Here is a 16,104-nt window from a genome sequence, read left to right on the forward strand (position 1 = left end):
ATCACTCAATTAAATTCGTGCCTGAAGGGAAGTTTCCTGTTGCGTCTGTAAGCTGCCAGCGCTTAAAACGCTCATCACTGGAAAAACCGTTCCCAAAAACTATATTTCCGTTGGGCTGAGTGATCGTCACCAGTTTATTTGAGTATACGGGCTCCTTTTTCCCGGGATCCCAGATTAGTTCATCAGATTTAAATACATCGCCCTTAGCGCTTGTGCCAACTACATTCTTTCGCATTTCTACCACACGCGAGGTTTCATACTGAAGTGCGTAATCTGACACGATCCTGCTGCTCTCCTTCAGGTTTTCGTCAAAGAATATAACAGTAGCTCCCTTGGGCATCTCGTAATAAGGTTTATCTACTTTATAGTAATTAAGCAGGGGGGTGAGTATCCTGGCCTTTACACGCGCAGAATCACTATAGATGATCTCTACACCTTTAGATTTATCCACTCTGACTGAAGAGCCTTTTGCAGAAATCTTCTCTACTTCCCTGAGGTCATTTTCACAGGCCGTCAGAGAAAAACACACAATTATCAGAATGATACCAAAAACCCGGTACTGCGCCAACTTAATCAAATTTATACTTACGGAACCACTGATCGTTCAGTGTAAAGCCAAAGTGTATATTTACATACCGTTCACGCACCAAATTGTTTGATAATGTTCCGCGCTGTCCGAGTTCAGCTGAAACGTTTATTTTATAGAAAGTGGTTCGGGTAGGACTTGCCTGTAAAGGAAAACCAAATCCGAAGGTTACAGCCATTTGCTCAATATCTGTATTATTATACCTGATATTGCTCTTATCATATGAAAATCCAAGCCTGTAATCGATAACCTTAAAATAACTGCCCACAGAATTTATGTCCGGGGTGATCTGTCCCCCTACCGAGAAACCATAAGAGTTCTGAAGATTATCAGGATTGGAATTCCCCTCCCGGTATTTACTCCACTGCCCCATTCTGACATCCGCTCCTACCAGCCAGTGATTTGCCTTCTCTATGGTAAACCCAGCAGTATGGGTAAGAGGAAGCTTTAAGGTTTTGGTGGCATACTTCTTCTCCGAACCTATAGAATCAGTCGCTACACCCTCTTCTCCTCCGGTGCCCTTGGTATAACGGTAAAAAACCATCTTATCGTCCTGGTCCAGCTTGGATGCCAGGGTTCCCGAATAACCAAGTACCAGTCTCAGCTTGTTTGAAAGAGCTCCTGAATACTGGAGTCCGTAATCGAAGTTGAAACCACCTATGCTGCTGGAAGTTTGCATTCTGGAACTATAAGCAGAATAATCATATACAAACTCATGAGACTCGGTTTCTTCAAGCTTGCCGAATATGTAAGAAACGTTTGCACCTACACTGAAATTTTTCCCTAATTGAACGCCATATCCCAGATAAGCTTTAGACAACCCACCGTCTCCTGCATAAATATTATCAACGGTCACCGTATCCGCACTGTTCGGCTCCCGGGTTTGGAAACCCTGGCTGCTGAAAGGAATTATACCAAAACTGAGTGCCGATGTTTTATTAACAGGAACTCCAAATACCAGATGGCTGAGAGATCCGGTGAAATCTCCTTCAGAACGGTTGCCCTTACTTCTGGTTAAAAACTCTCCTCCGATACCACCATCAAAGGTTGTCAGGAGGATAGACGAATACGAAGCCGGATTGGCCAGATTGATGTTGCTGTAAGCCCCCGCTCTCCTTATCCCTGCGGAGATCCCTCCCATTGCACGGTTCTGGGGAAGCACCGGCCGGTTTAACAAACCTATCCCCAACTGAGAATATGTAGAACCGGTTGTAGTCTGTGCATTCGTATCCAAACTGAGCACTAATACCAAAGAGAAGAATATATACTTTATAAATTTAATCATTATACTGATGAATAACTTCGTTTAAACCAATAAGAACCAGGTTGGGCTCAGCTTTTATGCTGGCCGCAAAGATGCTATTTTTCAACCGTCTATCAAAAAAATTAACATCTCCACCGCAAAGAAGAACCTTTGCCTGCGGCCAGTTCCGGCTATATTGTTCTATAAATCCTTTCACTTCAAAGAAAATCCCATTATTAACGCCCGACAATAATGCATCGGCTGTATCCAGCCCGTACTCTTCCTGAAATGATTCGTCGAACTCAATTAACGGCAGGCGGCCTGTAAAAGTATTCATGGCCCTGAACCGCATTCCGATTCCCGGGGAAATACTCCCGCCCCAATAGTTCCCTTTGCTATCTATAAAATCATAGGTGATACACGTCCCGGCATCTATCACGAGGCAATCTCTCTCCGGAAGCAAAGCTTTAGCTCCAATGACTGCTGCATATCTGTCCAGCCCAAGGGTAGACGGCGTTTTGTAATGATTAATTATTCCTGCGCTTATCTTCGTACTGAATTCGATATAACGACAGCGCGACTGCAAAAATGCACCAGGCTCCCCGGCATCCTTTCTCACGGTCGACAGCACAGCGTTACTGAGAGGATATTTTTGAAACCAGCCTGCCAGATGATCAGCGCTGAGATTTTCAGAAACCTCCAGTTCCAAAATCTGACGATCTTTAAACACCGCAACTTTAGAGAACGTATTCCCTATATCCACAACCAGATTAAACATCAGATAATAAGCATTTTATTATCGAAACCAACATATTGCAAAGCTATTCAAATTTTAATTGGCTGTTACCGGAGAAATGTTAAAAAAGGTTAATTGAAATACCCGGATCTGCATCACACGAATTGGAAGTATATAATAAAAGCCGCCAAAATCAGGTAAAGGCTTTCATAAAACCAGCGTTTGGTTGAACTTGTAAAAAAGTGAGCCATCAGGATAGCCAGCGGAGGCATCGCCAGCAGAAAATGGTGAATGTTGTACTCTCTCGTGATGTTGAAGGATACGATTGTAAACAAGACAAGAAAAATCAATATGAAGTACGATTTACGTACGTGTACATTGCTCCTGTAAAACTTCTGCTGGAGCGTAAAAACAGACAGGATCAGGATCACTGCAACAGGAATGAGCACAATATAATCATATAGGTTAACGTGAAAACCTGTGCGAAAACGGGTAACCCGGGGAAGAATGTTCACAAAACCGCCCAGGGAATCCGTGAGATAATAGATGGTGCAGAGAAAAAAAACAACCGCTATAAATCCAACCAGGCCGGCAACCCATTCGCGCCAGTTAAATGGCCTGAAAATCACCAGAGAGACCCACAATAACGGCATCATTCCTATGAAAGGAAAATAAATCAGGGTGCCCAGCGCTGTGATCATCCCGAGATCGAATAACACCGGAAGTACACTTTCGCGCCGGTAAATGCTGAAAAACTTCTCGATCATCCACAAAATAAGAAAATTGGCTATCAGAACGGGATTCAGTACAACAAAGGGCTCAAGCATGGCTGAAACGGTGACATACATCAAAGCGGGCAGAAAAGAAGGCTTCCCTAAAAGATTGTAACTATTTACAATGCGGTTTAGCACCATCGCCTGAAGGAGGATGATGACTGTTGAATAGAAAATGTTGCTGAAAGGTGAGAAAAGATCTTCAGGCAACTGGATCAGGATTCCTGCATAGGGTTCAAAGAGAGAAAAATCCAAATGATCAGGCAATTGCAATAACACCCCTATCCTTAACACAAAGGCTATCACAACTAGCAATATCAGATTTACAGGATTTAAATTTCTGAACTGATTAATCATACCACAAACAGGGTGTTAAAAAAAGCAATATTAGGATAAAAGCCGCAGAAGCAGAAAATTTATTAATTCCCGAATATGTAACATTTGCCAATTATTTATCTTTAAAGCCGTTGGAATTGATTAATTTTAACATAATATGTACATTCTGAGCGACACTCCATCTATAGGGAATAATTTTTTAGCTGAATTACGCGATGCCCAGATCCAGCAGGACAGCATGCGCTTTCGAAGAAATCTGGAACGCCTGGGTGAGATCTTTGCGTTTGAGATCAGCAAAACACTGAGCTATAGTGAGACCGAATTTGAGACGCCCCTGGGAACCGCTTTAGTTCCGGTAATATCCGAACAGCCGGTCCTGGCAACCATTCTTCGCGCAGGACTGCCCCTGCACCAGGGATTGCTCAACTATTTTGACAAAGCTGATTCTGCATTTATAGCTGCATACCGTCAGCACACTAAAGGAGATGGATTTGTTATCCAGAAAGAATATGTAACAACACCGGATCTTAACGATAAGATCGTAATTGTTGCAGATACCATGCTGGCGACGGGCAGAAGCATTGTGATGAGCTGTAAAGAACTTCTCGATCAGTATACCATAAAACAATTACATATCGTTTCTATTATTGCGAGCAGTGAAGGAGTGGCCTATGTTAAAGCTAATTTACCTAAAGCCAGGCTATGGCTTGGAGCTATTGACGAAGAAATGACCACGAAGGCCTATATTGTCCCGGGACTGGGTGATGCCGGCGACCTCGCCTATGGAACAAAAGAGTAAGATGCAATATAAACATATCTTCTTTGATCTTGATCACACTCTTTGGGATTTCGATAAGAATGCGGAAGAAACCCTTCATGAGCTGTACCAGTCTCATCAGCTCAGATCTTTGGGAGTTTCCTGCCCTTATACATTCATAGAGACTTACACCCGGAACAATCATGCTCTGTGGGCATCCTATCATACCGGTAAAATCTCAAAAGAATATTTAAGGACTACAAGGTTCAGAAAGACCTTTATCGACCTCGGGGTGAAACCAGACGCAATTCCATCCCTGTTTGAGGAGGACTACGTCAGGATCTGCCCAACAAAAACGGGCTTATTCCCCGGAACTCACGATATATTACAATATCTTAACAGGAGATATCGTCTTCACATAATATCTAATGGCTTCACCGAAGCCACCACTACCAAGATTAAGGTATGTGAACTGGCCGGGTATTTTACAACAATAGTAATCTCTGAAAAGGTTGGTTCCAATAAACCTGACAAGGCCATTTTTGAATATGCATTAAGAGAAGCCCGCGCAGAGAAGAATGAATGTATCATGATTGGAGATAGTCTGGAAGCAGATGTACGCGGTGCATTGGATTATGGAATAGATGCTATCTATTTTAACCCTGCAGACAAACCCAAGCCCGAAGACGTACCGGTTCAGATAAAGAATCTGGATGAATTAAGATCTTTATTATGAGTATGGGGATAAATGCACGTTCTATCCTGGATATCACCAGTGAATATCAGGAAATTCTGAAAAATCTCACAGATGAGGAATTTTGCCGTCAGCCTGAAGATGGAAGCTGGTCCTGTTCGGAAATCTTCTGCCATATTGTGCAGGTTAACGTGCGTTCCCTGCTGGCCATTGAAAAATGCATCTACGGCAAGCAGCAACAAAGGAGGCATGGACTTCCGCTTGTTACCAGGCTTATCCTCTATTTCGGGCGATTTCCACCGGGCAAGCTCAATATCCCTTCGAATATACTGGCACTTGTGAGGGTGACAACCCGGGAAGAGGCAAAAAATGACATGATCAGATTCACCGTGAAACTGAAGGAGCTGTTACCCAAAATATCAAAATGTTCATCAGAGCAAAGAATTAAACATCCCAGACTAGGGATGCTCAATTGTATTCAGTGGCTCCGGTTTATGGAGATTTACAGCAGATATCATTTAAAGAAATTGAAAAAAAGTTTAAAACGCAACGGACTGCACGCTGGTTAGATAAACTAAAATGTCAGAAACAGCGTTATCTCTACATAGCGTTATTTTAATGCTGTTGTTAAATAAAGTTTGATTTGGTGGGGAGCTACGGCGTAGTTCCCCCCTTTTTCATTTATACGGCATGAAGGAACCCTTCTGTTATTCGGGGTCCTCTTTACATTCTATTTTAGATTTCTTTATCTTTGATATTTCATGGATTTCAAATTAATATCTGACTACCAGCCTGCCGGCGATCAGCCTGAAGCAATCAGGCAACTCGTTGAGGGAGTCCGGAATGAGGAAAACTACCAAACCCTCCTCGGGGTTACAGGATCGGGAAAAACATTTACTGTGGCAAATATCATCCAGCAAACGCAGAAGCCTACGCTGATCTTAAGTCACAATAAAACACTGGCAGCACAGCTCTACGGTGAGTTCAAACAGTTCTTCCCGGAAAACTCGGTTAACTACTTCGTTTCCTATTATGATTATTATCAGCCTGAGGCATATATAGCTACCACTAATACCTATATTGAAAAAGATCTTCAAATCAATGACGAAATAGAAAAATTACGGTTACGGACCACGTCATCCCTTATGTCGGGAAGAAGGGACATCATAGTAGTTTCATCTATCTCCTGCATATATGGTATGGGGAATCCTGAGGACTTCTATAATTCTGTATTCCGCTTCGCAGTCGGAACCAGGGTCAGCCGTAACGCGTTTCTTCACCGCCTTGTCGAAATCCTCTATTCAAGGACTACAGCAGATTTCAAACGCGGAACGTTCAGGGTTAAGGGGGATACAGTCGATATCTACCCGGCTTATCTTGATTATGCTTACAGAGTGTCTTTTTTTGGGGATGATATTGAAGAATTAAGTGTGATTGACCCCGGAACAGGAAAAACACTTGAAAAGATGACCGAAATGGTGGTCTATCCGGCAAACCTGTTTGTTACGCCAAAAGACCGTTTTAATAAATCAGTATGGGCAATTCAGCAGGAGCTCGAAACACGTAAGCAGCAGCTGATTTCAGATCAGCGGTTCCTGGAAGCTAAACGGCTTGAAGAAAGGGTAAATTACGACCTGGAAATGATGCGGGAACTGGGATACTGCAGTGGTATAGAAAACTATTCACGCTTCTTCGATGGACGCAGCCCGGGAATGAGACCATTCTGCCTGCTCGACTATTTTCCTGAAGACTATTTAATGGTTATTGATGAAAGCCACGTAACTGTTCCTCAGGTAAGGGCAATGTACGGCGGAGACCGTTCGAGAAAAATGTCGCTCGTAGAGTATGGATTCCGTCTTCCTGCGGCGCTCGACAACCGGCCTTTGAATTTTGAGGAATTTGAACGCCTGGCACCTCAGACGATTTATGTGAGTGCCACCCCTGGCGACTTTGAACTTGAGAAATCAGGAGGTGTAGTGGTGGAACAGGTGATCAGACCAACCGGCCTGCTTGACCCAACGATAGAGATCAGGCCGATCATCAACCAGGTGGATGACCTCCTTGACGAAGTAGACCGGACCGTAAAACAGGGAGACCGGGTATTGGTGACAACACTGACCAAAAGAATGGCGGAAGAGCTTACAAAATACATGGACAGGCTGGGTGTAAAAGTGAGATACATCCATTCAGAGGTGAAGACCCTGGAAAGGGTTGAAATCCTGAGAGGCCTCCGTCTCGGCGAATTTGATGTACTGGTCGGGATTAATTTACTGCGGGAAGGACTGGATCTTCCGGAGGTATCACTCGTCGCAATACTCGACGCCGATAAGGAAGGATTTCTGCGTTCAGAACGTTCTCTCATCCAGACCATCGGCCGGGCTGCCAGGAATGATCGCGGAAAGGTAATCATGTATGCTGATACGATCACCGACAGCATGCGTATTACAATTGACGAAACGAACCGGCGCCGCGAAAAACAGATTAGATATAATGAAGAACATGGCATTATTCCGAAAACAGTTGGCAAGTCCAAAGAAGCCATAATTGAGCAAACATCGGTGGTCGACTTTAAAGGGGGAGTCCAGAAGGTGTATGTAGGAAACGACGAAGTAAGATCTGTGGCAGCAGACCCGATAGTGCAATACATGAGCAAACCGGAGCTCAAAAAGGCTATCGAAAAGACAAAAAAGGATATGCTTGCTGCTGCAAAAGACATGGACTTCTTACTTGCTGCAAAGCTCAGGGACGAAATGTTCGCCCTGGAGAAAGAGATGGAAGGAAGAGGCTAAGGACACATGAATTATGTGTTATGAGTGACTAATAACTTTAGTGCAAACAAGATAAACAATAACAGTCAGCCAGAAGCTAATTACCAAAAGCCAATTGCTGACAACTAATATCTAATAATGAACGGACAATACAGAAAAGATATATTCCCGGGACTGGAGGTGGATATAATCCTCAAAAAAGATCAGCGCTCAGGTAAACTGACGCGGGGAATTGTAAAGAATCTATTGACAAGCTCAGCCTTTCACTCCCGGGGGATTAAAGTGCGCCTCGAAGACGGACAGATAGGCCGTGTAGCAGAAATAGTCGAAGAAGATTAGCATTCCGAAATTCACGGGATTGTAAATGTTCCTTTACGGGTGTAATATTTAAAGAGTTTATTCGTCATATTTGTAACATATAAAAATGACAGCATTACTAAAATTTCTTCTCATAATAATCTGCGTACTTTGGCTTATAAGAATGCTTGTGCGCCTTCTCCTACCTATTTTGTTCCAAAAACTGGTAAATAAGGCACAGCAACGGGTTAACAATCCTTACCAGCAGCAAACGTATCAGCGGAAACAGAGTCAGCCATCCGGCAAATTAAATATAGATTATATCCCTCCCAAAGACAAGGAAGCCCGGGCTGCAGACAGAGCAGGCGATTTTATAGATTTCGAAGAAATTAAATAAACGCAACCACTCACGTGCCTTATTTTTAAGGCTCCGTTTTCAAAATATTTCGCCCCAATAGTAAAAGCCGCTATAGCATAGGCTAAAAAATTCTATTTTTGGTGACCAATATTTGAATAATGAGTAACTGGTTTAAGCGAAATGGCATTCATATAGCCGTTATAGTTTTTTTTATTGTACTGTGTTTTATCTATTTCAGCCCGCTTCTTCAAGGTAAGATTATTTACCAGGGAGATGTTTTGCAGGCCAAAGCCATGCAAAGGGAGATTATGGATTTCAAGGCCAAAGATGGAACAGCCCCATTGTGGACGAACGCTATGTTTGGAGGAATGCCATCTTACCAGATCTGGACACAATACTACATGAATGTAGCTTCTTATATAATACAGGCGTTCACTACATTCTTTCCTAATCCGATTCATATCGTTTTGCTGCTTCTGCTGGGATCATATCTTATGTTTTCACTGCTGAAGGTAAACCCATGGCTTGCCGCCGCGGGTGCCATAGCTTTTGCTTTTTCCACATATAATTTCACCATTCTTGAAGCCGGACACCTTAATAAAGCAATGGCTATTGCTTTCTTTGGTCCTATAACGGCGGGTATCATACTAACTTTCAGGGGTAAACACCTACTGGGAGCCAGTCTTACGGCACTGTTTATTGCTCTTGAAATCAGAGCAAACCACATCCAGATGACTTACTATCTGTTCCTGGTGCTGCTCATTCTTGGCTTCATAGAACTTTACCATGCTGTTAAGTCAAAAACAACATCAGACTTTTTGAAATCAGCGGTATGGATTGTGGCGGCAGTAATACTCGGAGCAGCGGTAAACGCAGGAACGCTTTGGACAACCTATGAATACGGCCAGGAATCTATTCGCGGAAAATCTAATATCAAAACAGAAGGAGATAAACCATCCAACGGGCTTGACAGGGAATATGCTTATCAATGGAGCCAGGGTGTCGGCGAAACTCTGACGTTCCTCGTACCCGACGCCTATGGAGGTGAATCAGGTAAGAAGCTGGACAAAGATTCGAAAGTCGCAAAAGCACTGATGACAAAAGGTATTCCCGAAGCCCAGGTAGAAGGAGCTTTGCAGCAATTGCAGGGCATGGGGCTCGTTAATACCTATTGGGGCTCTAAGCCTTTCACTTCCGGACCATACTATTTTGGGGCGGCTATCTGCTTTCTTTTCGTATTAGGACTGTTCATTGTGCGTGACCGGATCAAATGGTGGATCTTAAGCGCTACCATATTGACCATGTTCCTTTCCTTCGGAAAGAATCTCCCTTTTGTCTCCGATCTGTTCTTCAATTATTTTCCTTTATATAACAAATTCAGAGCAGTAGAATCTATTCTGGCAGTCACGCAGTTACTATTCCCGGTTTTAGCTGTATTGGCTATAAAAGAAATTACAGACGGTAAACGTGACGCCAAAGAATTACTGAAGAATCTGAAATATTCTGTCTATATAACAGGAGGCCTTTTGCTTATCCTGATAGTTATCCCGGGGCTTATTCTTAGTTTCAAATCCCCCAACAATGAATCAATCCTGCAGGGACTTACACAGGTAACTGGCGGCGACCAGGGTTTTGCCAGTCTGTTAGTAAACAGCCTGGTAGACGACAGGACAAGCATTGCACGAATGGACGCCTTCCGGTCATTGATATTTGTACTGATCGGGGCTGCTATTTTGTGGATGCTGATTCAGAAAAAGATCAACTCACAACTGGCCTTCATCCTGATAGGATTGACAATCCTGATTGACATGTGGTCTGTCGATAAACGCTATCTGAATAACGATAAGTTTGTGGATCAGGCAACCATTAACCAGACTTTTAAAAAGCGCGAAGTGGATGATCTCATTATGCGTGATACCAGTCCCAATTACAGGGTACTTGATCTCACCATTAATACATTTTCTGATGCCTCTGCCTCTTATTTTCACAACACAGTAGGTGGCTACCATGCTGCTAAGCTGAAGCGTTTTCAGGAAGTACTGGACAAGCAGTTTAACAATGCGATCAACGAAGACGTTCTCGATATGCTCAATACAAAGTATGTTATTACGGCAGACGAGAAAGGACAATCACAGCGTATTCAAAACAGAAGTTCCGCATGTGGGAACGCCTGGTTTGTTTCAAATATCCTGTACGTTAAAAACGCGGAAGAAGAGATGACAGGCATTAACAGCTTCGACCCTCACAAAGAAGCTATTGTTGATGAAAGCTTTAAGTCTGTAATAGATACAAAAAAGGCAGGGACGCCGGACCCTAATGCTGTTATACAGTTAACAAATTATCATCCCGACCATCTCACCTATGAGTATTCCTGCGGCAAAGATATGATAGCGGTGTTCGCCGAAGTCTGGTATGACAAGGGATGGAACGCATATGTCGACGGAGAAAAAATCCCTCATTTCAGGGCAAACTATATTCTTCGCGCAGCACAGCTTCCCGGAGGGAATCATAAGCTGGAGTTTAAATTCGAGCCAACTTCATATTTTGCCGGAGAGAAAATTTCGCTGGCAGCTTCTATCCTTCTCATAGGGGGCCTTGGCTTTGCAGGTTTCAGAGAAAGGAAGCGGGGGGGAGAGCCTGATAATGAAAAGAAAAAGGCTAAAAGTTAGCCTGGAAATAAAGTTAAAAAGAAAAAGCGTCCCCTTAGGAGACGCTTTTTCTTTTTAGTCATTTGTTCTTCCATGCTTCAGATAATAAGCAAACAAGTTGATTGCAATAATAAAATGGTTTAACACATTTGGTATAAAGCCATAATGCTCACTAAAAATCTTAAACCGTTCTATAAGGCTCTGTCTGTGCTTCTTTTTTGACATCCCCCCTACCATGTATTTCGCAACAAACATCTTTGTATTAACCACTTTACCGGCCTTTTTTAAGGCTTTTAATATCCAGTCAATATCAGCGCTTAGCTGATATTCGGGATTGTAAGGTGAAGTAATATCTCTTCTGATATAAATAGCCTGATGACTTACACTCATACCATACCGGAAGCTGTGATAAGTGAGTTGTTCCGGTGCTTTATGCCGCCTTACGCCCAGATTGTTCCAGTGTTCATCATACATCTCTGTCTCTCCATAATAAATGTCGGCATCAGAAGATGAATTGAATATACGCTCCACGGTATTTAAAGAATAAATTTCATCGCCGGAATTCATAAAAAGCACATAATCTCCCGTAGCCAGATTAAGCCCTTTGTTCATGGCATCATATATCCCTTTGTCCCTTTCAGACCTGAGCACATCAATTTTATCTTCGTACCTTTTTATGATATCTAAGGTACCGTCAGTTGAGGCTCCGTCAATTACTATGTATTCTATATTCGGATAAGTTTGATTGACAACCGATAATACCGTCCGCTCAATACATTCAGCGTTATTAAAAACGACAGTGATAACGCTCAGCAGGGGCTTTGAATTATTCTTCATCGGCTTGGATGACATCAGTATTATTTAACAATTTCTTATAGAGCGCAATATGCTGCTCAGCAATAACCCTTTCTGAAAAATTCTCTTCGACCGTTCTTCTCGCAGACCTGTTAAGCATTTCGCGGTCCCCGAATGATAATACCCATTCAATTCCCTGTGCGAAGCTCGCAGAAGATCTGTATTCCGCAAGATAGCCGTTTTCCTTGTGCCGCACCATATCCGGAATTCCACCGGTAGTAAAAGCGACCACAGGAGTACCGCACGCGAGACTTTCCATCACGGTATTGGGTAAATTGTCTTCCAGGGAAGGGGTCAGAAAAACATCAGCAGCACTGTAAAACATCGCAAGCTGCTCATCGTCCGAAATAGTACCAAGAAAAGTTGCCTTTACCGGAAAATCAGGAACGTTTTTTTCGTCACGATTTCCGAACACCACCAGTTCTACGTTTTCAGGATCAATCCTCCCTCCATCAACCAGGAGCTGAAGAGATTCAAGGAGATAAGGAGTTCCTTTATGAAGATCTTTGCGTGATGGCATAAACCCGCTGAGCATAATAAACTTTCCTGCTGAAAGTCCAGCTCTTCTCTTCGCCTCTGATTTATCGAGCGGCTTGAAAGTAGAGGTATCAAGGGTGTTCGGAATAACCTGTATTCCTGCATTTCCCAGAAGTTTACTTCTTTTAACCGATGCAGCCATCCATGTACTTGGTGCAATAACCGACGGAAGAACTTTCTTATATGCATCTTCCTTAGCTTTCCAGATCCTGTGAGAAAGATCGCCGGGCGAGGATCGTTTCAGCAGGGGACACATACCACACTCATTTTCAAAATGTTCGCATGAGTAACGCACGTGACATCCGCCGGTAAAGGCGTTGCTGTCATGAAAGGTCCATACAACAGGTTTATTTAATTGCGCCAATTTGGCCACATCCCGCGGCCTGAGGAATGCATGGTTCACCCAATGCAGATGGATGACATCTGCATTGCTGAGCTCCTTATTGGCAGCTGCATTCTTGCCCCACACGGGGACTGAAAAGGGTACCTTGACCTTCTTCGAAAAAAAAGAAGTAATAAAGCGTTCGGTCAGGATGCAAAAAGCAGTAAAAGCTTTTGAAAAAAAACTATTGCTGAAGCTTTTTATACCGGGATCTTTCCCAAACTTATAATTCACTAAAACTTCCGAATCAATCCCCTCAGATCGCAGCGCTTCATTTAACCGCAGGCAGGCACGTCCTGCTCCACCGTTTCCGTCATATGCATTTAGATGTGCAACTCTCACAACCGCCAAAAATACAATTCATTAATGTCTTTCCTCTTTTTTTTCTTTCTTTGCACAAGTATGTCTAATACACTCACTGACCGTAGCTTTTGGAGTAACTATTGGGAGTCTAAATCGGGTTTGGCCTTCCCTGTTGGCAGAAATTACCTGTTCCACCAGCAGCTGTCCGGGATCATTGCTGAAAACCATCCCCAAAACGCTATTGAGCTGGGAGGCTTCCCCGGATACTATGCTATTTTTCTTAAAAAGCACTTCAATATTAATAGTACACTACTCGATTATTTTGTTCACCCCGGCATATTAAAGGATGTGCTTCATGCAAATAACCTGTCATCAGGAGACATCCGGGTAATCGAAGCCGATCTTTTTAATTACGAAAGCAGTCAGCAATATGATCTGGTCCTGTCCTGCGGGTTAATAGAACACTTCCACGATACAAAGGACATTATCGCCAGACATCTCAGCCTTCTGAAGCCTGGTGGACAATTATTTATTACGCTGCCGAACTTCAGGGGAGTCAACGGATGGGTGCAGAAAAAATTTGATCCTGAGAACTACGAAAAACACAATATCAACTCTATGGATATTGACCTGCTGAGGTCTATTGCCAACGAACTTGAGCTAAAGGATATAAAAGCAGATTATTTTGGAGGCTTTAGTTTATGGCTTGAAAATAAGGATCAGGTTTCCCCCTTCATCAGGGCATTTCTCAAATCTCTCTGGCTGGCCGGAAAGGTGCTGACAAAAACACTCCGGTTCGAGTCAAAACAATTATCCCCCTACATCATCCTTCAGGCAAGAAAATAAGTTAAAGCCCCGGCCTCTCACTCTTTCAGTATACAATATACTATATTTGCAGGTATGCTGGCTTAATGCCGGGGATTTACTATGCTTGAGTCGATTTATAAACAGTTAGATAAATTTATTGCCTTAACTGTTTCCGTCATAACATCTACCTTAAAAATACTGGTAAGATCAAAGTTCGGATTAAAACTGCCGCCTGCAACAGGTTCCGTCTGTTCCGTTCTTGGAAACGGCCCTTCCCTGAATACCTCACTTGAAAAGGACATTGACTTTATAAAGAAGAACGAGATGTTCTGCGTCAATAATTTCATCCAGTCAGAGTATTTCGAAATTCTAATGCCTCAGAACTATGTTCTGCTAGATGGCTATTATTTTATATTTAACGACACCACTCACAACCGGGCAGATATAAGGGCCACATTCGAGCTTTTTAAAAATGTAAGCTGGGACATAAAACTGTTTGTCCCCTATACCGGGAGAAATTCCTATTTTATCAGGAATCTTCAGAAAGAAAACAAACATATTAAGGTTTTCTATTTTAACTATGTGATCACAAAAGGATTTAAATGGTTCACACACTTCATTTTCAGGAATGGCCTGGGAATGCTTCAATGCGAAAATGTACTCGCCTCCTGCCTGTATCTTGCCGTCAACCGGGGATTTAAGAAGATCTTTATATTCGGGGCCGACCATTCATGGCATGAGCAGTTTAAGCTGGAAGACAACAGGATCATGATCTCGGATGTTCACTTCTACGACAAACAGCCGGTAAAACCTATATTGGTTCACGACCGGATCAACGACAAAAAGGTAACCATAGCAGATTGTTTCCTGTCTTTTCATAAAGCATTTAAAAGCTACCAGGTAATGAAGGAATATGCGGCATCGCAAGGGTCTGAAATTCTGAATGCCTCTGCCAAAAGCTATATTGACAGTTTTGAAAGGGTGGAAATCACACAAACTAAAGAGTAATGTTAGACTTAAACGAAAAATCGGTATTGATAACAGGAGGGACCGGATCCCTTGGAAAGCATCTTACAAAGACGATCTTATCCCAGTATCCCGGGATAAAGAGACTTGTCATTTTCTCAAGGGATGAACAAAAACAGTTCCAGATGTCGCAGCTCTTCCCGAACTCAAAATATCCTGGTATCAGGTATTTTATAGGCGATGTGAGGGATGCGGATCGTTTAAAACGGGCTTTCAAAGACATTGATCATGTAATACATGCAGCTGCAATGAAGCATGTACCAATTGCAGAATATAACCCGAGTGAGTGTATTAAAACAAACGTCCTGGGTGCAGAAAATGTCATCAACGCTGCCCTCGAAACGGATGTAAAATCCGTTGTTGCCCTGTCAACAGATAAGGCTGCTGCCCCGATTAATCTCTACGGAGCCACAAAACTAACATCCGACAAGCTCTTCATCGCAGCTAATAATATCCGTGGAAAAAGGAACATCAGGTTTTCAGTCGTCCGCTATGGTAATGTAATGGGCTCGAACGGCTCAGTTATTCCTTTCTTTATTAACAAAAGAAAGGATGGGGTGATCCCTATTACAGATCCGGAAATGACCCGCTTTAACATCACCCTCCAGGGTGGAGTGGATATGGTTCTCCATGCAATGGAAACAGCCTGGGGCGGTGAAATCTTTGTCCCTAAAATTCCTTCCTACAGGATTACAGAGCTGGCAACAGCCATCGCCCCCGAATGCCGGCAGGAAATTGTAGGGATCAGGCCTGGTGAAAAGGTACATGAGGAAATGATCACTTCGTCCGACTCATTCACTACTTATGATCTCGGAAAGTATTATGCGATTCTTCCCCAGGTAACCAATTTCGATTTGAATGATTATATCAGGCACTTCGGTGCAAAGCCGGTGGAAAGGGGATTTCAGTATAACTCAGGGCAAAACTCCGAATGGGTATCGGTCGATGAGATCAGAAAACTTATCATTGAACATGTAGATCCTGATTTCAAAGCATAG

At 43.0% G+C, this 16,104-nt stretch carries 16 protein-coding genes; 10 read left to right on the forward strand and 6 right to left on the reverse strand.

Annotation, left to right across the window (positions count from 1 at the left end):
* Position 1: 1 nt before the first annotated feature.
* From lptC to DDR33_RS00170, 4 genes are all read right to left on the reverse strand, one after another.
* On the reverse strand, positions 2-568 hold the full coding sequence (lptC, locus tag DDR33_RS00155; RefSeq protein WP_238387602.1) for an LPS export ABC transporter periplasmic protein LptC: 567 nt from the start codon (positions 566-568) through the stop codon (positions 2-4).
* A gap of 1 nt (position 569) precedes the next feature.
* Positions 570-1,871 (reverse strand): PorV/PorQ family protein, encoded by a 1,302-nt coding sequence (locus tag DDR33_RS00160; RefSeq protein WP_109413741.1) that lies wholly within the window; start codon positions 1,869-1,871, stop codon positions 570-572.
* Positions 1,864-2,607 (reverse strand): type III pantothenate kinase, encoded by a 744-nt coding sequence (locus DDR33_RS00165; protein ID WP_109413742.1) that lies wholly within the window; start codon positions 2,605-2,607, stop codon positions 1,864-1,866. The genes DDR33_RS00160 and DDR33_RS00165 overlap by 8 nt, the downstream gene beginning before the upstream one ends.
* 113 nt (positions 2,608-2,720) lie before the next feature.
* Positions 2,721-3,695, reverse strand: a complete 975-nt coding sequence (locus tag DDR33_RS00170) for a DUF6427 family protein (RefSeq protein WP_109413743.1) — start codon at positions 3,693-3,695, stop codon at positions 2,721-2,723.
* A 136-nt stretch (positions 3,696-3,831) separates the two neighbouring features.
* Between DDR33_RS00170 and upp the strand changes: the two genes are divergently transcribed.
* The 7 genes from upp (at position 3,832) to DDR33_RS00205 (ending at position 11,217) form a co-directional block, all read left to right on the forward strand.
* Entirely contained in the window at positions 3,832-4,473 is a 642-nt protein-coding gene (gene upp / locus DDR33_RS00175) for a uracil phosphoribosyltransferase (RefSeq protein ID WP_109413744.1), read from the forward strand.
* A gap of 1 nt (position 4,474) precedes the next feature.
* Positions 4,475-5,167, forward strand: a complete 693-nt coding sequence (locus DDR33_RS00180) for a YjjG family noncanonical pyrimidine nucleotidase (RefSeq protein WP_202913616.1) — start codon at positions 4,475-4,477, stop codon at positions 5,165-5,167.
* Positions 5,164-5,694 (forward strand): DinB family protein, encoded by a 531-nt coding sequence (locus tag DDR33_RS00185; protein WP_109413746.1) that lies wholly within the window; start codon positions 5,164-5,166, stop codon positions 5,692-5,694. The genes DDR33_RS00180 and DDR33_RS00185 overlap by 4 nt, the downstream gene beginning before the upstream one ends.
* A gap of 192 nt (positions 5,695-5,886) precedes the next feature.
* Positions 5,887-7,914 carry an excinuclease ABC subunit UvrB gene (gene uvrB / locus DDR33_RS00190; RefSeq protein WP_109413747.1) on the forward strand — a complete coding sequence of 676 codons (2,028 nt, stop codon included), beginning with the start codon at positions 5,887-5,889 and terminating at the stop codon, positions 7,912-7,914.
* Positions 7,915-8,031: 117 nt separating this feature from the next.
* Positions 8,032-8,232 (forward strand): YwbE family protein, encoded by a 201-nt coding sequence (locus DDR33_RS00195; RefSeq protein ID WP_109413748.1) that lies wholly within the window; start codon positions 8,032-8,034, stop codon positions 8,230-8,232.
* An 85-nt stretch (positions 8,233-8,317) separates the two neighbouring features.
* Positions 8,318-8,587 carry a DUF4834 family protein gene (locus tag DDR33_RS00200; RefSeq protein WP_109413749.1) on the forward strand — a complete coding sequence of 90 codons (270 nt, stop codon included), beginning with the start codon at positions 8,318-8,320 and terminating at the stop codon, positions 8,585-8,587.
* 119 nt (positions 8,588-8,706) lie between these two features.
* Complete coding sequence (locus tag DDR33_RS00205) at positions 8,707-11,217, forward strand: glycosyltransferase family protein (RefSeq protein ID WP_109413750.1); 2,511 nt, start codon at positions 8,707-8,709, stop codon at positions 11,215-11,217.
* Between the two features lie 54 nt (positions 11,218-11,271).
* Here DDR33_RS00205 and DDR33_RS00210 read toward each other — a convergent pair whose 3' ends face one another.
* Positions 11,272-12,033: a glycosyltransferase family 2 protein gene (locus tag DDR33_RS00210; RefSeq protein ID WP_109413751.1), complete on the reverse strand. Its 762-nt coding sequence runs from the start codon at positions 12,031-12,033 to the stop codon at positions 11,272-11,274.
* The gene (locus DDR33_RS00215; RefSeq protein WP_109414158.1) at positions 12,023-13,312 is read right to left on the reverse strand and encodes a glycosyltransferase family 4 protein; all 1,290 of its coding nucleotides are present in this window, start codon (positions 13,310-13,312) and stop codon (positions 12,023-12,025) included. Before DDR33_RS00215 ends, DDR33_RS00210 begins: the two co-directional genes overlap by 11 nt.
* Before the next feature lie 60 nt (positions 13,313-13,372).
* Here DDR33_RS00215 and DDR33_RS00220 point away from each other — a divergent pair, with 60 nt between their 5' ends.
* The 3 genes from DDR33_RS00220 to pseB all read left to right on the forward strand — a co-directional run bounded on the left by DDR33_RS00220 (position 13,373) and on the right by pseB (position 16,104).
* A complete protein-coding gene (locus tag DDR33_RS00220) occupies positions 13,373-14,119 on the forward strand; it encodes a class I SAM-dependent methyltransferase (RefSeq protein ID WP_109413752.1) in 747 nt (248 codons plus the stop codon).
* A gap of 81 nt (positions 14,120-14,200) precedes the next feature.
* Positions 14,201-15,088: a motility associated factor glycosyltransferase family protein gene (locus DDR33_RS00225; RefSeq protein WP_109413753.1), complete on the forward strand. Its 888-nt coding sequence runs from the start codon at positions 14,201-14,203 to the stop codon at positions 15,086-15,088.
* Positions 15,088-16,104, forward strand: coding sequence for a UDP-N-acetylglucosamine 4,6-dehydratase (inverting) (pseB, locus tag DDR33_RS00230; RefSeq protein ID WP_109413754.1), 1,017 nt, complete (start codon positions 15,088-15,090; stop codon positions 16,102-16,104). The genes DDR33_RS00225 and pseB overlap by 1 nt, the downstream gene beginning before the upstream one ends.

It is taken from the genome of Pararcticibacter amylolyticus, from assembly GCF_003130405.1.
Taxonomy (GTDB): Bacteria; Bacteroidota; Bacteroidia; order Sphingobacteriales; family Sphingobacteriaceae; genus Arcticibacter; species Arcticibacter amylolyticus.